The organism is Pseudoalteromonas sp. XMcav2-N (genome assembly GCF_024124545.1).
Classification (GTDB): Bacteria; Pseudomonadota; Gammaproteobacteria; order Enterobacterales; family Alteromonadaceae; genus Pseudoalteromonas.
In genome coordinates this window covers 582,286-599,318 of the sequence record NZ_JAMXSF010000001.1, presented here as the reverse complement: position 1 = coordinate 599,318, position 17,033 = coordinate 582,286, and the positions used below count along the sequence as shown (strand labels likewise).

General features: G+C 48.7%; 16 protein-coding genes. 8 read left to right on the top strand and 8 right to left on the bottom strand.

Going from position 1 to position 17,033, the window contains the following annotated elements; translation table 11 throughout:
- Nucleotides 1–45: 45 nt before the first annotated feature.
- Nucleotides 46–2,466, bottom strand: coding sequence for a VolA/Pla-1 family phospholipase (locus tag NH568_RS02455; RefSeq protein ID WP_253044400.1), 2,421 nt, complete (start codon nt 2,464–2,466; stop codon nt 46–48).
- A gap of 269 nt (nt 2,467–2,735) precedes the next feature.
- On the opposite strand from NH568_RS02455, the gene NH568_RS02450 reads away from it, so the two are divergent.
- A complete protein-coding gene (locus NH568_RS02450; protein WP_054013866.1) occupies nt 2,736–3,479 on the top strand; it encodes a YciK family oxidoreductase in 744 nt (247 codons plus the stop codon).
- A 94-nt stretch (nt 3,480–3,573) separates the two neighbouring features.
- Here NH568_RS02450 and rluB read toward each other — a convergent pair whose 3' ends face one another.
- Genes rluB through NH568_RS02425 form a run of 5 tightly spaced genes read right to left on the bottom strand, consistent with a single transcriptional unit; the run spans nt 3,574 to nt 7,357 of the window.
- Nucleotides 3,574–4,434 carry a 23S rRNA pseudouridine(2605) synthase RluB gene (gene rluB, locus NH568_RS02445; RefSeq protein ID WP_138543753.1) on the bottom strand — a complete coding sequence of 287 codons (861 nt, stop codon included), beginning with the start codon at nt 4,432–4,434 and terminating at the stop codon, nt 3,574–3,576.
- Nucleotides 4,431–5,018 carry an SMC-Scp complex subunit ScpB gene (gene scpB, locus NH568_RS02440; protein WP_054013868.1) on the bottom strand — a complete coding sequence of 196 codons (588 nt, stop codon included), beginning with the start codon at nt 5,016–5,018 and terminating at the stop codon, nt 4,431–4,433. The genes rluB and scpB overlap by 4 nt, the downstream gene beginning before the upstream one ends.
- A gap of 50 nt (nt 5,019–5,068) precedes the next feature.
- A complete protein-coding gene (locus NH568_RS02435) occupies nt 5,069–5,884 on the bottom strand; it encodes a segregation/condensation protein A (protein WP_253044399.1) in 816 nt (271 codons plus the stop codon).
- A gap of 2 nt (nt 5,885–5,886) precedes the next feature.
- A complete protein-coding gene (locus NH568_RS02430) occupies nt 5,887–6,507 on the bottom strand; it encodes an L-threonylcarbamoyladenylate synthase (RefSeq protein ID WP_253044398.1) in 621 nt (206 codons plus the stop codon).
- Nucleotides 6,508–6,511: 4 nt separating this feature from the next.
- Nucleotides 6,512–7,357, bottom strand: coding sequence for a PHP domain-containing protein (locus tag NH568_RS02425; protein ID WP_253044397.1), 846 nt, complete (start codon nt 7,355–7,357; stop codon nt 6,512–6,514).
- Between the two features lie 522 nt (nt 7,358–7,879).
- Here NH568_RS02425 and NH568_RS02420 point away from each other — a divergent pair.
- Genes NH568_RS02420 through trpA form a run of 6 tightly spaced genes read left to right on the top strand, consistent with a single transcriptional unit; the run spans nt 7,880 to nt 14,400 of the window.
- Entirely contained in the window at nt 7,880–9,454 is a 1,575-nt protein-coding gene (locus NH568_RS02420) for an anthranilate synthase component 1 (RefSeq protein ID WP_253044396.1), read from the top strand.
- Nucleotides 9,451–10,041, top strand: a complete 591-nt coding sequence (locus NH568_RS02415; protein ID WP_253044395.1) for an aminodeoxychorismate/anthranilate synthase component II — start codon at nt 9,451–9,453, stop codon at nt 10,039–10,041. The genes NH568_RS02420 and NH568_RS02415 overlap by 4 nt, the downstream gene beginning before the upstream one ends.
- Before the next feature lie 2 nt (nt 10,042–10,043).
- Entirely contained in the window at nt 10,044–11,048 is a 1,005-nt protein-coding gene (gene trpD, locus NH568_RS02410; protein WP_253044394.1) for an anthranilate phosphoribosyltransferase, read from the top strand.
- Complete coding sequence (trpCF, locus tag NH568_RS02405) at nt 11,041–12,405, top strand: bifunctional indole-3-glycerol-phosphate synthase TrpC/phosphoribosylanthranilate isomerase TrpF (protein WP_253044393.1); 1,365 nt, start codon at nt 11,041–11,043, stop codon at nt 12,403–12,405. Before trpD ends, trpCF begins: the two co-directional genes overlap by 8 nt.
- Nucleotides 12,406–12,412: 7 nt before the next feature.
- Nucleotides 12,413–13,597 (top strand): tryptophan synthase subunit beta, encoded by a 1,185-nt coding sequence (gene trpB / locus NH568_RS02400; protein WP_253044392.1) that lies wholly within the window; start codon nt 12,413–12,415, stop codon nt 13,595–13,597.
- The gene (trpA, locus tag NH568_RS02395; protein ID WP_253044391.1) at nt 13,594–14,400 is read left to right on the top strand and encodes a tryptophan synthase subunit alpha; all 807 of its coding nucleotides are present in this window, start codon (nt 13,594–13,596) and stop codon (nt 14,398–14,400) included. The genes trpB and trpA overlap by 4 nt, the downstream gene beginning before the upstream one ends.
- A gap of 4 nt (nt 14,401–14,404) precedes the next feature.
- Here trpA and NH568_RS02390 read toward each other — a convergent pair whose 3' ends face one another.
- Nucleotides 14,405–14,683 (bottom strand): HU family DNA-binding protein, encoded by a 279-nt coding sequence (locus NH568_RS02390; protein WP_138543859.1) that lies wholly within the window; start codon nt 14,681–14,683, stop codon nt 14,405–14,407.
- Nucleotides 14,684–14,847: 164 nt separating this feature from the next.
- Between NH568_RS02390 and NH568_RS02385 the strand changes: the two genes are divergently transcribed.
- Nucleotides 14,848–15,489 carry a type II CAAX endopeptidase family protein gene (locus NH568_RS02385; RefSeq protein WP_253044390.1) on the top strand — a complete coding sequence of 214 codons (642 nt, stop codon included), beginning with the start codon at nt 14,848–14,850 and terminating at the stop codon, nt 15,487–15,489.
- Between the two features lie 54 nt (nt 15,490–15,543).
- On the opposite strand, the gene NH568_RS02380 is transcribed toward NH568_RS02385, so the two are convergent.
- On the bottom strand, nt 15,544–16,968 hold the full coding sequence (locus NH568_RS02380; RefSeq protein ID WP_253044389.1) for a sodium-dependent transporter: 1,425 nt from the start codon (nt 16,966–16,968) through the stop codon (nt 15,544–15,546).
- Nucleotides 16,969–17,033 lie beyond the last annotated feature (65 nt).

Genomic DNA, 17,033 nt, shown 5'->3' with positions numbered 1-17,033 from the left:
AAAAGCCGCTGAAACAGCGGCTTTTCCATAATCTCTTAAATGCGATTATTTTGCAATAACAGCATCGTTAGTGATCGGTAGCGTCAGACCTTTAGATGCCAGGAAGGTGGCCAGCTGCTGCTGGATCTCCATCGTTGCTGCCGCATGACCTTCAGCAGTACCACCCGAGCGCTCATCAAAGCCTGTTGTGAGTAATGAACTGTGGTGGCCCTGGCTAAAGCTAACAACATAGCTGCCCGGAGTGCCATCGGTCGACATCTGAGACTCACTCACCGGCGTCAGCCCCATCAGTGCTGCCATTGGCAAGCTGCCCGACAGCGGGTTACTTTCAGTTGACGGCGGAATGACCTGGTCTTTCTTGTTGCCGTTTTCACCACCCACAACCACGCCCATATAAATAGGTGTGCCCAGCGCTTTCACCGCGCCAGCAAAGTTGGCTGCATCAGCACTGCCCAGTACACTTTGTGCAGCGTAGGCAAACTGCGTGACTGTCGCATTAATCGCGCCAAGCGCAACCGCGTCACCATTTGCTTCAAGCTGAGCGGTAAAGGTCGAGTAAGCACAGTTGGTAAATGCGCCAGCATCTGTTGCAAACTGACCACAGTCGCTAATCGCGCCTTCTGTCATGTAAGCGTTAAATTGCTTAGACACAGCCAGATCGGTTGCAGCAGAAAGCACCGCACTTTTCACTACCGGGCCAAATGAAGCGGACTCAACCAGGAAATTGGCAATACCTGAGCCACCACTTGATAAGGCGCCTGCTTTTACGTTGAACAAAGCATCAACTTGCTCATCCAATGGTGTGTTTGCCATAGCGATAAAGCCCGGGCCTACCACAGAACCCAAAGAATGGCCGATGAAGCTTACATCCTGAGTATTGAACAATAATGGGACCGCTGTTGCCTGGTTGATAAAGTTCAGACCCAGACGCAAACCTAATAAATCAGCGGTCGACTGACGCAGGTTATCACGTGCAACCAGTAGTGACTGCAGATTCATATAATGCAGTACACTCTTAGTCGACGCATTGAAGTCATCTTCACCGTCGCCGTCTACATCGATACCACGCTCACCATGTAGCGGGTGGTCGATTGCAACTGTTGCAAAACCAGCCTGGGTTAGCGCCAGCGTCAGACCCAGCATATCTTCTTTTTTACTGGTGATACCATGCTGCATAATAACAACCGGCCAGCCTGTTTCAGGGCGATTAGTTTCATCTGCTGGCATAGTGATTTGGACCGGGATGTTCTCTGCACCAGGTGAATTTGGAATTGGGTTGTACTTAGTAACAAATTTATGCTGATCCAGGCCCAGGTCTCTCAAACGACCATTAGAAAGTGCATCACAGACAGTGTCATTACCCTCTTTTAGTGCTGGCTCTTCACCTATCGCTTCTTTATATGCATTCACAGCGGCAGCATTATCACACTGTGCCTGCCAATAGGTATCAGCCAACGCAGCGTCATCTTTAGTTTGAGGCTTTGTAAGATAAAGCGGTAACACAATGTTGCCTTTAAGGTATCGGACTGAGCGATACAAAGGACGTACCTGCTCTGGCAAAGCATCTCCCAGTACATCGGCCACCGTTAGGCCGTCAGCAGGCTGTTCACCCACACTCAATACAGGTCTTTTCTCGGTAGTAATAGACGCAGCCAGTAATTGCTTAACGGCTCCCATCACTTCAAAAGTTGAATGAGTCGTCATTGCCGCAGAATAGATGATCTCCTCGCTGGTCACCGTTCCAAGCGATGTCACTGCGCTTTCATAACTTTTGATCACACCCTGTAAGTCTCTCTGCGCCTTTGTCACCAAAGGTGCTTCCTGCTTTAATAGCGTATAGGTCGAAGACGGTGCGATGCTGCCTGAACTGTCTTTCAGACCCGTAGTCAAAACAGTGATATAAGATGTCCCCGACTTTAATGGCTTCATTGGGATAACATTGATACTCTTACCATCAGCACCTAGCTGGGCAATAAAGTCACCAGCTGGGCCGAAGGTTAGCTCAGCAACACCTTTACAGGCAATACCTGCTGGTACCTGAGCGCACTCTGCATCGGTCAGGCTTGCCCCCATCACCACTTCAAAAATACGCACAGAGCCAGGCGTTGCAACACTGGCAGCATCAATTTCAACACCAGCAGGAACGGTCAAATCGATAGCAAAAGGCATTTGCGTTGACCAGCCATCCAGCGCCCCTAAAGCGAGTGAAGGATCGGCATACTGAACACGCTGTATTTTAGGAGAGCGATCGTCATTCAGCTCACCGGGGATATTTAGCGTGCCATCCTGAGTCCCGCTAAACAGCAAGTCATTAGGCACTGAGATCACGCCATTTGAGGGGTCGAATTTAATCGAGGCGCTGGGCGTTACAGCCGTACTTTCTTGTTTTACGTCATCAAGGGTTTCACCGCCACCACAACCAGCTAAGGCTGCAGAAACCGCGAGTGAGAGTAGCATTTTTTTCATTTATTTGGCTCCGACATAATCTTATTATTATTCTTAGCCCTGAATCCAACTTAACTGCTTAATTTAGCTGATAAATTGAGCGATCAGAGAATTTTTAGTTAAAACCTTTGCAAAAAGGTACTTAAAGGTAAATCTGCTTTTAATAAGACATTAGACCAGTTTAAGTTAACGCAAAGTGTAGCGTTTCGCCAGCCATATTTACAATAAATTCGATAACTTGGCTGTGGTATGTGGTAAAATATGCTGAAAATTTAGTTCAGAGGTTCACAATGCATACTTATCAAGCAGCTGAGAATGCTTTAGAAAACAAAGTGATTTTGGTCACAGGTGCAGGGGATGGCATTGGCCGTGTTGCCGCACTGACCTATGCCAGACATGGTGCCACGGTAATTCTGCTGGGTAAAACCACCAAAAAACTGGAATGTGTTTACGATGAAATCGTTGCCGCAGGGTACCCACAGCCAGCCATCGTCCCTTTAGATCTGAAAGGTGCCACAAAACAACACTACCGCGACCTTGCCGCCACAATCGAACAACAATTTGGCAAACTTGACGGACTGTTAAATAACGCCTCTATTTTAGGCTCATTGGGCCCGCTTGAGCACTTTTGTGTTTCTACATTCGAAAATATCATGAAGGTGAACGTGACCGCACAGGCAATGATCACTAAATACCTGTTTCCGGTGATGCGCAAAGCACCCAGTGCGTCTATTGTGTTCACCTCATCAGGCGTAGGTCGTCAGGGCCGCGAATTTTGGGGCGCTTACGCAATTTCTAAATTCGCCACTGAAGGCATGATGCAAACCTGGGCGGCGGAAGTGGGCAAAACCAACATTCGTATAAACTGTATTAACCCGGGTGCCACTCGCACCAGCATGCGTGCTACCGCCTATCCGGGCGAAGACAAAGATAAGTTAAAAACGCCAGAAGATCTGATGCCGACTTACCTCTATCTGATGTCTGACGATTCAGCTCAGGTCAACGGCCAGTCACTCGACGCCCAACCTAAGTGATACCTATTTCACTTAAGACCTGTTCAATTTGAAGGAGCAAATTGATATATACCAATTAAAAAAGCCGCAAAAAGCGGCTTTTTTAATTTCTGTTTTAACGGCGTTTGCTCTGTTTAAGGCGCTGGTTGTGTTTACTTACTGCCTTTCGAATTCGGTTGATTTTAGCACGCTTATCTTTGCGCTTTTCAGGCATCACAGACAGTTTGGTCTGAGTCTCAGGGCGTAAACCTACCGACTTGCGCAAATAGTTTACATCTTCCAGCTTGAGCTCTTCCCAGCCGCCCTGAGGCAAACGCTTGCTTAACTCAAGCTTTCCGTAACGAACGCGAATAAGACGGGATACTTCCAGCTCCTGTGATTGCCACAAACGGCGCACTTCACGGTTACGGCCTTCCGTTAGTGTCACATTAAACCACTTGTTAAGACCCTCACCACCGCGAGGCACCAATTTCAGGAATTTTGCCGGGCCATCTTCAAGTTCTACGCCTTTTTTCAGATTGCGCAGGTGCTCGTTGGTGACATCTCCAAACACCCGAACTGAGTACTCGCGTTCTACTTCGTATTTGGGGTGCATCAGGCGATTGGCCAGTTCACCATCATTGGTGAATAACAGCAGACCTGACGTGTTGATATCCAGACGACCTATGGCAATCCAGCGATCACCTTCAATGCGCGGCAGGCGATCAAACACAGTACGACGCCCTTCAGGGTCCTTACGTGTACACAGCTCGCCTTCCGGCTTATGGTACATCAGCACACGGCAGATACGCTCTTCCTGTTGCTCTACCTTAACAATATGACCATCGACCCGGATCACTGCGTTTTCTTCTACGCGGTCACCCAGTTTAGCCACCTTGCCATCAACACTGACGCGGTTGCTTTCGATGTATTTTTCCATTTCACGACGCGAGCCAACGCCTGCGCGTGCTAAAACTTTTTGTAACTTCTCACTCATTCTGATGGTTCTCTCACAGAAGGATCATCTAACATCTGATCTAGCTTTTCGCCCTGTTGTGGCGGCAGCTCCGGGAGCATATCCAGCCCGTTAAGCGAAAAGTAGTCTAAAAATTGTCTGGTCGTTGCATACAATGCCGGTTTGCCCGGCACCTCTTTATAGCCCACCACTTTTATCCACTGACGCTCCAGCAAGCTCTTAATGATGTTAGAGCTGACGGTCACGCCACGTACTTGCTCGATTTCGCCCCGCGTAATAGGCTGTCGATAAGCTATCAGGGCCAATGTTTCAAGTGTGGCACGGGAGTACTTAGGTGCTTTTTCCTGCCACAAGTTACTGAGCCAGGGGCTTAAACTGGCACAAGCCTGAAAACGATAACCGGTGCCAACTTCAACCAGTTTGACGCCTCTGGTCTGATAGTGTTCACTCAGGGTGTCCAGTGCATCACGAAGCCGTTTATCCGATACATTGATGTCCAGTAAAACGGTCTCTTTCAGTTGTTTGCGTGATAAAGGCTTGTCAGCAACGAATATGGCAGCTTCCACCAGTTCAACCAATTGTTCATCACTGATACGACGTTTCATGCAAGTAGGATAAGGCTAGTCTAAAGCGGCGTATTATGACAGAGCCCGCGTCACTCTTGTAGCTTTAATGACAAATAAATTGCACTGGCAGGAGTAACGGCTGGTGCTACCTGTAAGCAATTAATTAACTGCTCCTTTAAAAGCTCCAGCATGGCGATAAACGTCACCACTACGCCACTACGTCCTTCAGACAGAGTAAACAGCCGGGTAAATTCTACTGGCTCCGACTGTTCCGACAAAAACTGAAGGATTGCCGCCATACGCTCACGAGTGGATAGCACCTCAGCACTGATCTGGTGATGCTCAAAGGTTTTTGCCCGGGCCATAACGTCACTGAGCGCCAGCAGCAGCTCTGCCATTTCTATATCCGGCAGGCGCGCCAGAGGCTCCTCAGACTCCTCCATCAAAGCGCGAGCAACAAAAATTTCCCGATCAACACGAGGTAACTGGTCTAAGTTTTCGGCGGCTTTTTTGAACTGTTCATATTCCTGAAGTCTTCTGACCAACTCCGCGCGAGGGTCTTCTTCGTCTTCCAGCTCTTCATGCACAGGTAATAGCAGACGAGACTTTATCTGTGCCAGCAAAGCAGCCATCACCAGATACTCTCCGGCCAGTTCAAGCTGCATACCCTGCATCATCTCCACATACCGCACATATTGTTGTGTGATACTCAGAATAGGTAATTCGAGAATATCTAATTTATGGCGTTTGATCAGATACAGTAGCAGGTCAAGCGGACCTTCAAACGTTTCCAGTATCACTTCCAGCGCGTCCGGAGGAATATAGAGATCCTCCGGCTTTTCCAGTACGGCCTCCCCGTGTAAAAATGCCAGTGGCAGCTTTTTTTGTGCTGGTTGGTCACCCATGATTATTCAAACGGGGCCGTATCGCCACACCCACGGCGCAGGATCACCAACTCGTCGTCAGACATATCAATTACCGTGGTCGCCTGCTCTACCAGATAACCACCATGAATGATCAGATCAACATGCTTCTCCAGACGCAGCCGGATGTCTTCCGGATCTGACTCTGTAAATTGCTCATCAGGCAGGATCAGCGAACAAGACATCAAAGGCTCACCCAACTCGGCCAGTAAAGCGGACGTAATAGGGTGCTCAGTCACCCGGATCCCGATGGTTTTTTTCTTCTCATTGAGCAAACGTCGCGGTACTTCCTTCGTCCCTTTAAGAATAAAAGTATACGGACCAGGAGTATTGTTTTTAATCATCCGAAACATTTGATTATCGACGCGTGCATACGTCGACAACTCAGATAAATCCCGGCACATCAGGGTAAAGTTATGGTGCTTTTCGATGCCACGAATGCGCTCGATACGCTCCTTGGCCTGTTTATTGCCCAGGCTGCAGCCGATGGCATAGCCCGAATCAGTTGGATAGACGATCACCCCGCCCTGCTGAATGATATCAACGGCCTGACGGATAAGACGACCCTGTGGATTATCGGGATGAATATGAAAAAATTGGCTCACGCTGTCACTCCTCTGTCGCGCCCCAGAACTGCCAAACCCCTTGGCAATCTTTTGGTAAGTATAGGTTTTTTCCAAGATCCAACCAGTTTGTTGGATAATGAAAGTCAGATCCCTGGCTGGCCAGTAAGTTGTATTCCCGACTCAACTGACCCAAAAACTGCCGCTCGGAAGGTGCTTGTTGAGGCTGTGCCACCTCCATTGCTTTTCCGCCGGCTCCACTGAATTCGTCCAGTAGCTTTCTGAGCCACTTATTCGACATTTGATAGCGTCCGGGATGCGCCAGTACGCTTACACCGCCGGCACTGTGTATCGCCTCAATGGCTTGTGCCATGCTGCACCAGCTGCTGGGGACATAACCAATTTTGTTACGTCCCAGATACTTCTTAAAAACGCCCTGAATGTTTTTGGCGACGCCTCTGTCCACCAGCGCTTTGGCAAAATGAGCGCGGGTAATTTCGGCGTTTTCGGCCAGCAATTGTGCTTCTTCGTATATGCCTTCATAGCCACGCTTAGCAAGCCGCGCACCAATTTCTTTGGCACGCTCCCGGCGCTTTTGCTGCTGACTGGCAAGCAGTGCGTTTAACGCATCAGCGTTTTCATCAATATTCAGACCAACGATGTGGATTTCGAAACTCTCCCATTTGGTTGAGATTTCTACGCCTGAAACCAAAGATAACGGCAGCTGTTTATCTGCAATATAGGCACGCGCTGGGGCAAGACCAGCCACCGTGTCGTGATCCGTAATGGCCAGTACGTCCACACCTCTTTCGGTTGCCCGTTCAAGTAAAGCGCTCACTGCCAAACGACCATCCGAAAAAGTACTGTGACTGTGTAAGTCGTATTTTATCAAACTCTCATAACCTCATAAAAATTTGCAGGTTTTAGTATATCATGTTCTTCACTGTCAGGTGTGTTTATCTCATGACACCAAACGGCGAGATAGCAGCTTATTAGTCAGTCAAAATAACCATTTTTAGGTACACAGTGGATTTTTTCGACTTTGCCCTTGACACTTTGTCCCTTAGTACGGTTTACTGTTGGCACTGAATTGACATAACGATGACTTAACAAATGAAAACACAAACAACTTTAAACATTTGGTGGTGGCACTCGTAATTAGCGGGTGAATCGTTGTGCATACAAGATTTTATAGACCCGCGCTAAACCCGCGGGTTTTTTTATAGGTTTTTTTCGATTAATTAAGAGTTTTAAAATGAGCAACAACACAGTAAACCTCACAGTATCTATGTCTTGGTGGTGGTGCCTGAATTAGCGGGACGGCATTGTTGTATCTAATAAACAGACCCCCGCAAGCAACCCGCTTACGGGGGTTTTTTTTAGCTTATTTTATAAAAATTACGAGGAATGAGGTGTGATTTTTAGTCATATAACGACACAACCCGGAGAAGTAACCAGCATTCGGTTACGGCGAGACTATATCGCCAGTCCCCTGTCACTGTACGCAGCTTTGGACAAACCCAATTCGCTGTTACTAGAGTCTGCCGAAATAGACTCCAAGGATAATGTGAAAAGCATTATTCTGGTCGACACGGCACTGCGCTTTGAGTGCCAGGGTAAAAGCGTGATAGTCCGTGCTCTGTCAAATAATGGTGAACAACTACTGCCCTACCTGGCACAGGAAGTCGAAAACTGTGATGTAGAACTTGGTAACTCAGTGCTAACTATTACTTACCAGGATACACCGGCAGACCTGGATGAATACGCGAAACTCAAGGCTGATAACGCATTTAGTGCGCTCAGAACCTGTATAAACCAAATAAAGTGCAACTCAGAAACACCGTTTTCGCTGTTTCTGGGTGGTGTATTTGCCTACGATATGGTAGCCAACTTCGAGCAACTTCCCGACGTTGCCGATGGCGCCAACAGCTGTCCAGACTACGTATTCTACCTTGCTGAAACCTTGTTGATCATAGATCATCAGGCGCAAACCACAGAGCTTATCGGCAATGTGTTTAATGGGCCTGATGTTCACGCCAACTGTTTTGAAGTTGGCCGTAAGCTGGAAGTACTTAACCGTCAGTGCGATGATCTACAAGCCTTTGCGCCTGAGCCAGTCAAAGGCTGCTGCGACGTCAATGTTGATATCAGCGATGAAGCGTATAAAGAACAGGTTATCAAACTGAAGCAACATATCGTGGATGGCGACATCTTTCAGGTTGTTCCCTCCAGAACATTTACTTTGCCCTGTGCAAATCCTTTGTCGGCCTATATGGCGCTCAAGCAACAAAACCCAAGCCCGTATATGTTCTACATGCGTGACGAGGATTTTGTATTATTCGGTGCTTCCCCCGAGTCTGCACTGAAATACTGCGAAAAAAGCAATCAGGTTGAAGTTTACCCTATCGCTGGCACGCGCCCACGCGGAAAATTTGCCGATGGCAGCATTAACCCGGATCTGGATAGTCGCATCGAACTGGAACTCAGAGACGACCAGAAGGAGCGAGCTGAACACCTGATGTTAGTAGATCTGGCTCGTAATGATGTGGCGCGGATCAGCATACCAGGCACCCGCCACGCCAAAGAACTACTTAAAGTTGACCGCTATTCTCAGGTGATGCACCTGGTCTCTCGTGTAGTCGGCCAGCTTAAGCCGGATCTGGATGCGTTGCACGCCTACCAGGCCAGTATGAACATGGGCACTTTGGTTGGCGCACCAAAAGTCAAAGCGGCTGAGCTGGTCAGACATACAGAGCAGCAACGACGCGGCAGCTATGGCGGTGCGGTTGGCTACCTGACAGGCGATGGCGCAATGGATTCATGCATTGTGATCCGTTCAGCCTTTGTAAAAAACGGCCAGGCTCTGGTACAGGCCGGAGCTGGTGTCGTCTATGACTCAACCCCACAAGCCGAAGCCGACGAGACCCGCGCCAAAGCCAGCGCCGTGATCAAAGCAATTCAGTCGACTTATGTAGGAGAGCAGGCATGATCCCTAAGATATATTTTCTTGATAACTTTGACTCCTTCTCTTACAACCTGGTGGATGAACTGTCGCTCCTTGGCGCTGAACTGGTGGTGTATCGTAATCACCTGGACGCTGAAACTATTTTTGCAAAGATGGAACAAGAAACCGACCCGGTGATCCTGGTATTGTCTCCGGGTCCGGGAGCGCCAAAAGATGCAGGCTGTTTGCTTGAGCTGATAGCCCTGTGCAAAGGCAAATATCCCATGCTGGGGATCTGCCTGGGCCAGCAGGCACTAACGCAAAGCTATGGCGGCACAATCGGCCATGCCGGAGAAACAGTGCACGGCAAGTCGTCTCATATTTCCGTGACGCCACACCCTGTTTTTGACGGACTGGGAAAATCGTTTCCGGTAGCGCGCTACCACTCACTGATGGCGACTCAGGTACCCGATTGCCTTGAGGTCATCGCCCAGTATGAAGAAATCCCCATGGCGATTTTCCACCCGAATGATAAGGTGATCGGGTATCAGTTTCACCCTGAATCAATTTTAACCCCATGCGGCGCCCAGCTATTAAAGCAAAGCATCGCCTACCTCACTTCCCAGGAGTAGACATGGAAAGTTTAAATTTATTACTAGAACAAAAATCGCTGGATTTTGCCGCCGCCACTGAGCTCTTTGGCGCCGTTATGCAAGGGCAACTTGATGAAGTACAACTCACTGCAGCCCTGGTCGCACTGAAAATCAAAGGCGAAACAGCCGAAGAAATAGCCGGGGCGGCAAAAGCGATGCGCGACCATGCCATCGCATTTGATATACAAGGCCTGCTGTGCGCAGACAGCTGTGGCACAGGAGGCGATGGCACCAACACCATTAATGTCAGCACCACAGCGGCTATCGTGGCTGCGACCTGTGGCATACCTATGGTTAAACATGGCAACCGCAGTGTGTCCAGTAAGTCTGGATCTGCGGATCTGTTAAAAACGCTCGGAATTAATCTGGATATGGACCCACAGGCGGGCGCGCGATGTTTGCAACAAACCAATTTTACCTTTTTGTTTGCGCCGCACTATCACACAGGTGTTAAACACGCGATGCCGGTACGCACTAAATTAAAAACCCGTACTCTGTTCAATATTCTCGGGCCGCTGGCAAACCCCGCCAGGCCTCAGGTACAGCTACTGGGTGTGTATGATCCCAATCTGTGTCGCCCCATGGCAGAAACGCTGAATAAGCTGGGCACACAGCGGGCGATGGTAGTGCATGGTTCAGGATGTGACGAAATTGCTTTACACGGCGAAACACTGGTGACTGAACTAAACCAGGGCGTGCTGACAGAATATACTCTCACTCCCGAAGACTTTGGACTAAAACAGTACCCGCTCGATGCCATTGCCGGCGACACACCCGAGTTTAATGCCCAGGCGACGCGCGATATCCTGAGTGGAAACGGCAAAGAGGCACACAATGCGGCCATCATTGCCAATGTGGCCGCACTGATGGTAATGACAAATAAAGCATCGGATCTTAAATCAGCCAGCGCCCAGGTTGCACAAGTACTAGCATCGGGACGCTGCGTAGAAAAACTCGCTGATATTGTGGAGGTCAGTCATGGCTAATGTGTTGGAAAAAATTGTTGCAGACAAAGAAGTCGAAGTCGCGGCAAGAAAGCAGACTCGCCCTCTGGCTAGCTTTATTGAGCAGATAACGCCAAGTGATCGTGATTTTTACGGCGCACTCAGCCAGCCCGGCACCCAATTTATCCTGGAGTGTAAAAAAGCCTCACCGTCGAAAGGTTTGATCCGTCAGCATTTCGACCTGGACGAAATCACCAGCGTCTATGGCCGTTACGCTTCTTGTATCAGCGTACTGACCGACGAAAAGTATTTTCAAGGTAGTTTTGACTATCTTAGCTATGTACGCACTCAGGTTTCTCAGCCACTCATTTGCAAAGACTTTTTTATTGATGAGTATCAGGTTTATCTCGCCCGTTTAAGCGGTGGTGACGCCATCTTACTCATGCTATCCGTGCTTGACGATGCGCGTTACCGGGCACTGGCAGAGTTGGCTCACAACCTGAACATGGCCGTGCTGACTGAAGTGAGCAACGAAGAAGAAGTACATCGGGCACTGGCACTGGACGCTCAGCTGATTGGCATCAACAATCGTAACCTCAGAGACTTGAGTACCGACCTGGCTACCAGCGAGCGTTTACGCAAGTTGATCCCTGACGATAAAACCGTGATCTCCGAGTCTGGTATTTACACGCACACCGATGTAAAGCGCCTGGCCCCTATCTGCAACGGCTTCCTGGTTGGCAGCTCGCTGATGGCGGAGCAGGACCTGGAAACTGCCTGCCGCAAGCTGATCCTCGGAGAAAACAAAGTCTGTGGCCTGACCCGCAGTCAGGATGCCATTGCTGCCTACGAGGCTGGCGCCGTGTATGGTGGGTTAATTTTTTACCCCAAGTCACCGCGCTATGTGGACATTGACTGCGCCAAAGCCGTCGTAGACAGCGCACCGCTGAATTATGTGGGTGTCTTTGTTGACGCGCCGCTTGATCATGTCGTTGAACATGTCCGTATTCTTACACTCAGTGCTGTACAGCTGCATGGCACTGAGTCACAAACTTATATCGAACAATTACGTCAACAGCTGCCCGTTAACTGCCAGATCTGGAAAGCACAAGGGATCACGGACTGCCTGCCAGAACCTTTACAAGGCGTTGACAAACACCTGTACGACACCAAAATCAAAGGCCAGACAGGTGGTACAGGTCAAACGTTTGACTGGCAATTGCTGAGCAATACGTCCGGCGATTTCATGCTGGCGGGCGGCCTGAACGCAGATAACTTAACACACGCAACCTTCCTGGGCGCAGCCGGATTCGACCTGAATTCTGGCGTGGAGAGCAGCCCTGGCAAAAAGTGCGCAGATAAACTGAACAAAGCTTTTAACACAATTCGTAAATACTGAGGTGGAAATGATTAATACAGGTTATTACGGCGATTTTGGAGGCATGTTTGTCCCAGAATTGCTGGTTCCTGCGCTCAAACAGCTTGAGCAGGAGTTTAACAAGGCACAAAACGATCCGGCTTTTCAGCAGGAGTTCTATCAGCTATTGAATGAATTTGCAGGTCGCCCGACCCCACTCACGTTGACCAGAAACCTGGTTAAAAACCCGAAAGTGAAACTTTATCTCAAGCGTGAAGATCTATTGCATGGTGGCGCCCACAAAACAAACCAGGTGCTTGGTCAGGCGCTACTTACCAAACGTATGGGTAAGTCGGAAGTCATCGCAGAAACGGGCGCCGGACAACATGGGGTTGCAACAGCACTGGCCTGTGCGCTGCTGGGTCTGAAATGTCGCGTTTACATGGGCGCAAAAGACGTTGAACGTCAGCAACCGAACGTATTCCGTATGCGTCTGATGGGTGCCGAAGTCATTCCGGTTACTGCGGGGTCTGGTACGCTTAAAGATGCTGTAAATGAAGCAATGCGCGACTGGTCTGCCAATTATAAAACGGCCCACTACCTGCTCGGTACGGCAGCAGGTCCCCACCCTTTCCCAACGCTGGTGCGTGAGTTCCAGAAAATGATTGGTGAAGAAGCCAAACAACAGGTCCTCGAGGCTGAAGGTCAATTGCCAGATGTGGTAATGGCCTGTGTCGGCGGCGGCTCAAATGCCATTGGCATGTTCGCCGACTTTATTGACGAGACAAGTGTTAAATTGATTGGTATCGAACCCGCCGGGAAAGGTCTGGATACCGAAGAGCATGGTGCTGCACTGTGTAAAGGCACTAAAGGCATTTTGCATGGCGCTTACACTTACATTATGCAAAATCCGGATGGTCAGATTGAAGAGTCTTACTCTGTATCGGCAGGTCTGGACTACCCTGCAGTCGGCCCTCAACATGCCTACCTGCATGAAACCGGCCGTGCACAGTATGTTGCCGTTACCGATGATGAAGCGCTGGCGGCGTTCCAGTCACTGGCCAAACACGAAGGGATCATTCCGGCGCTGGAGTCGAGCCATGCTCTGGCTTATGCCCTGAAATATGCAGAAGCACAGGAGCAGGATACTGTGATTGTTGTAAATCTAAGCGGCCGCGGCGACAAAGACCTGGCCCATGTCCATCAGGTATTAGAAGCGCGAGGTGAGCTATGAGCCGTTACAATGACATGTTTGTGCAGCTAAAAGACAAGCAGCAAGGTGCCTTTGTGCCGTTTGTGACCATCGGCGACCCCGACAAGGAAACTAGCCTGGCGATCATTAAAAGCCTGATTGAAGGCGGCGCTGACGCTTTGGAATTAGGGATCCCATTTTCAGACCCCATTGCCGATGGTCCTGTGATCCAGGCCGCAAATATTCGTGCGCTGGAGCAAAGTATCAACACAGAGGACTGTTTTGAGGTGATCAGTGCCATCAGAGCGCAATATCCCCATATTCCTATCGGGTTGTTATTGTACTCTAATTTGATTTTCGCACGAGGTCTGGAGAGTTTTTACCAGCAAGCCAAAGCCGCGGGTGTTGACTCAGTGTTAGTTGCCGATGTGCCACTGCATGAATCCAAACTGTTCCGCAGAGCAGCAGTAGATGCCGGTATTGAGCCGATTTTCATTGCAACGCCTAATGCCAGTGACGATACACTGCGTGAATGTGCCAGTTATGGCAGAGGCTATACTTACCTGCTTTCTCGCGCCGGAGTTACAGGCACAGAGAGTCAGGTACAGATGCCCACGGGAGAGATCATTACCAAACTCACCGAATACCATGCTGCGCCGGCCTTACTTGGTTTTGGGATCTCAACCCCAGAGCATGTGAAAGCCGCATTAGACTCTGGTGCCGCAGGTGCCATCTCTGGTTCTGCCGTAGTCAAAATCATTGAACAGCACCTGGATGACAAACCTGCTATGTATCAGGCGCTATGTGCGTTTGTGCGCAACATGAAAGCCGCGACCCAGCGTTAACACGTTATTTGTCAGCCAGTGCATCCTTGAATGCTTTGGCTGGCTTAAACAGCACTTTGTTTTGCCCTTCAATCATGATCTCTTCGCCGGTTCTCGGGTTTCTGCCCGGTTTAGCCGGATGATAACTTAAAGTAAATGTTCCCATTCCATTGAGCTGGACCTGATCCCCTTCGGACAGACGTTTGGTGATAAGCTTCAACAGACTCCCCAGTGCCGCCTGAGTGTCTTTTTTGGTCAATTCGCTATGTGCCGCCATGGCAGCAACCAGTTCACTTTTATTCATCATGCAATCCGTCTTTATACAACAAAGCGAGGCAGGCTAAGGACTTCTGTCACAAATGTCAATCTTGAGCGGATTAAACAAAGTTTTCCTTGCCCTGCCATACCCGAGTTGAGCTGCCTTGACTATAGTTAGGCTAACGCTTTCAGACTTACCCAGAGGTCACATTGAACGCAAACCAATATCGCTGGTGCGAACTATTCTTGGTGTTTTTTCTGTTACCCGTTATTGCCTATGCATTTCGCCATCAACTCGCCAATTGGTTATTTCCGGCACTTATTATACTCACAGCTGTGTGTACATATTTGTTGCTGACCGATCCTCATTTCAAACGTTTTCGCCTTACCAGCCTCGGAACCTTTTCGACGGTTAAACGGCGATTGTTTTCAACATTTTTTATCGGGGCTTTGTTTTCGGCTATGTTCTATGGTCTGGTCAATCAGGAGAGCTGGTTTGATATGCCACTCAATTCCACCGATGACTGGTTGATACTTTTGATAGCCTATCCAATATTATCGGTGCTCCCCCAGGAGCTCGTGTTTAGAAGTTACTTTTTCCACCGCTATAAGCGCATTTTGCCTCAGAAAACTGCTCGGGTTGTACTCAGTGCCGCTGTCTTCGCCCTGGCTCACTGTGTCTATGATAATTGGGTTGCGATAGCACTGTCTTTTGCAGGTGGGTTGCTGTTTGCCTATACCTATGCACACAGTCGCTCTCTAGCGGTATGCGTGCTTGAGCATAGCCTCTGGGGCCTGTGGGTGTTTACACTGGGATTAGGTCATTATCTGGATTCAGGAGTCACTTTTTAGGGAGTTCGGGCGCCATTTTTTGCTGACGCCCTAGAGTGGTTGTCGTGCCGGTAATTAAAAACCAAACAGACTGAAAGAGAGAAACTTAGTGGTTACTGTATTGACAAAAATCAGCAACAGGATAACCGGAATAAAGGTGGATAGAGAAAAGTTCACGTACTTTTCCATTAAACTGCCTTTATAATTGGGAGAGCCCTGTGCCAACTCTTCAGACAGGTTGTGTTTTTTCCAGCGATACATAACGAATAAACAAACCAGCAGACCATTAAATGGCAAAATGGTCTCGTAGAATACATCAGAAACCAACGCAAACATGCTCTTGCTGGCACCACCATAATTAATAAAATCAGTCAGCCAGCCAACCATACCAAAAGACATGGCGCATAACACGGTTAAGCCACCCGTAGTCAACGCCAACAGACCCAGTGCTTTCTTACGACTAATGTCTCTCTCTTCCATCAGCGTCGCGGTTGGTACTTCAATAATGGACACTAACGAAGTGATTGCAGCAAAGAACACTAACAAGAAAAACACCGAAGCCACGACAGACGCACCGAAGTAACCGATGTCAGATTGCAGTGCCAGCAATAACTTTGGCAAATAAACAAATATCATTGATACAGATGAATCGCTTAATTGCTCGGGATCCGTATTTGGATTGAAACTAAAGATTGCAGGCAGAACCATCAGACCAGCAATAAATGCAACAAAAGAGTCGGTAATCGCAACCATTTTAGAACTGGCAATAATGTCATCTGTTTTGGAGATATATGATGCATAAGTGATTAGGATACCCATGCCCAAAGACAATGAAAAGAATGACTGAGATAAGGCACCATTGAGTACGCTGGCATTCATTTTGGAAAAATCAGGCACCAAGTAGTAACGCACCCCGACCATGGCATTATCCAGTGTCAGTACATAAACGACCAATCCTATCAGTAGAACGAACAGTGCCGGCATCATAAACCTGGCCGCTTTTTCAATCCCTTCTTTTACACCCCCCATCAGTATTAAGTTAACAATAATGCCAACAAATACCATGTAGATGAACATAGAGTACTGGTTCACAAACGCATCAAAGTGGCCCGGATTTGCTAACAGGTCGAGGTTACCTGTTACTGTTTGTACCAAATAACCGAAAATCCAGACGGTGATCACCATATAAAATACCGCAATCATAAACGGCGTTAGCACAGCGATTGCACCCGCAAGGGACCATTTTTTATCACCTTGCGTCAGCGATTTGTAAGAGCCATAAGGGTCTTTTTGTGCTTTTCGACCCATCGCCATTTCTGCCATCATGACTGGCAAACAGATAAAGATAACAAACAGGGCGTAAGTCAGCAAAAAAGCACCGCCCCCATTTTTTGTTGCGGACACGGGAAACCCAACCAGGTTACCAATCCCTACTGCGGAACCCGCTGCGGCAAGGATAAATCCTAGCCGCGAGCTGAAGTGCTCACGATTTGCGCTCACAAGAAAAACCTTATTATTATTTTATAAGAATAGTCGAAGGACTCTACCAGCCATCCACAAGGAAT

What these genes read in the sequence shown, in the direction of transcription:
- NH568_RS02455 (WP_253044400.1), bottom strand. Translation starts at nt 2,466, where the DNA reads ATGAAAAAAATGCTACTCTCACTCGCGGTTTCTGCAGCCTTAGCTGGT.
- NH568_RS02450 (WP_054013866.1), top strand. Translation starts at nt 2,736, where the DNA reads ATGCATACTTATCAAGCAGCTGAGAATGCTTTAGAAAACAAAGTGATT.
- rluB (WP_138543753.1), bottom strand. Translation starts at nt 4,434, where the DNA reads ATGAGTGAGAAGTTACAAAAAGTTTTAGCACGCGCAGGCGTTGGCTCG.
- scpB (WP_054013868.1), bottom strand. Translation starts at nt 5,018, where the DNA reads ATGAAACGTCGTATCAGTGATGAACAATTGGTTGAACTGGTGGAAGCT.
- NH568_RS02435 (WP_253044399.1), bottom strand. Translation starts at nt 5,884, where the DNA reads ATGGGTGACCAACCAGCACAAAAAAAGCTGCCACTGGCATTTTTACAC.
- NH568_RS02415 (WP_253044395.1), top strand. Translation starts at nt 9,451, where the DNA reads ATGATCCCTAAGATATATTTTCTTGATAACTTTGACTCCTTCTCTTAC.
- trpD (WP_253044394.1), top strand. Translation starts at nt 10,044, where the DNA reads ATGGAAAGTTTAAATTTATTACTAGAACAAAAATCGCTGGATTTTGCC.
- trpCF (WP_253044393.1), top strand. Translation starts at nt 11,041, where the DNA reads ATGGCTAATGTGTTGGAAAAAATTGTTGCAGACAAAGAAGTCGAAGTC.
- trpB (WP_253044392.1), top strand. Translation starts at nt 12,413, where the DNA reads ATGATTAATACAGGTTATTACGGCGATTTTGGAGGCATGTTTGTCCCA.
- trpA (WP_253044391.1), top strand. Translation starts at nt 13,594, where the DNA reads ATGAGCCGTTACAATGACATGTTTGTGCAGCTAAAAGACAAGCAGCAA.
- NH568_RS02390 (WP_138543859.1), bottom strand. Translation starts at nt 14,683, where the DNA reads ATGAATAAAAGTGAACTGGTTGCTGCCATGGCGGCACATAGCGAATTG.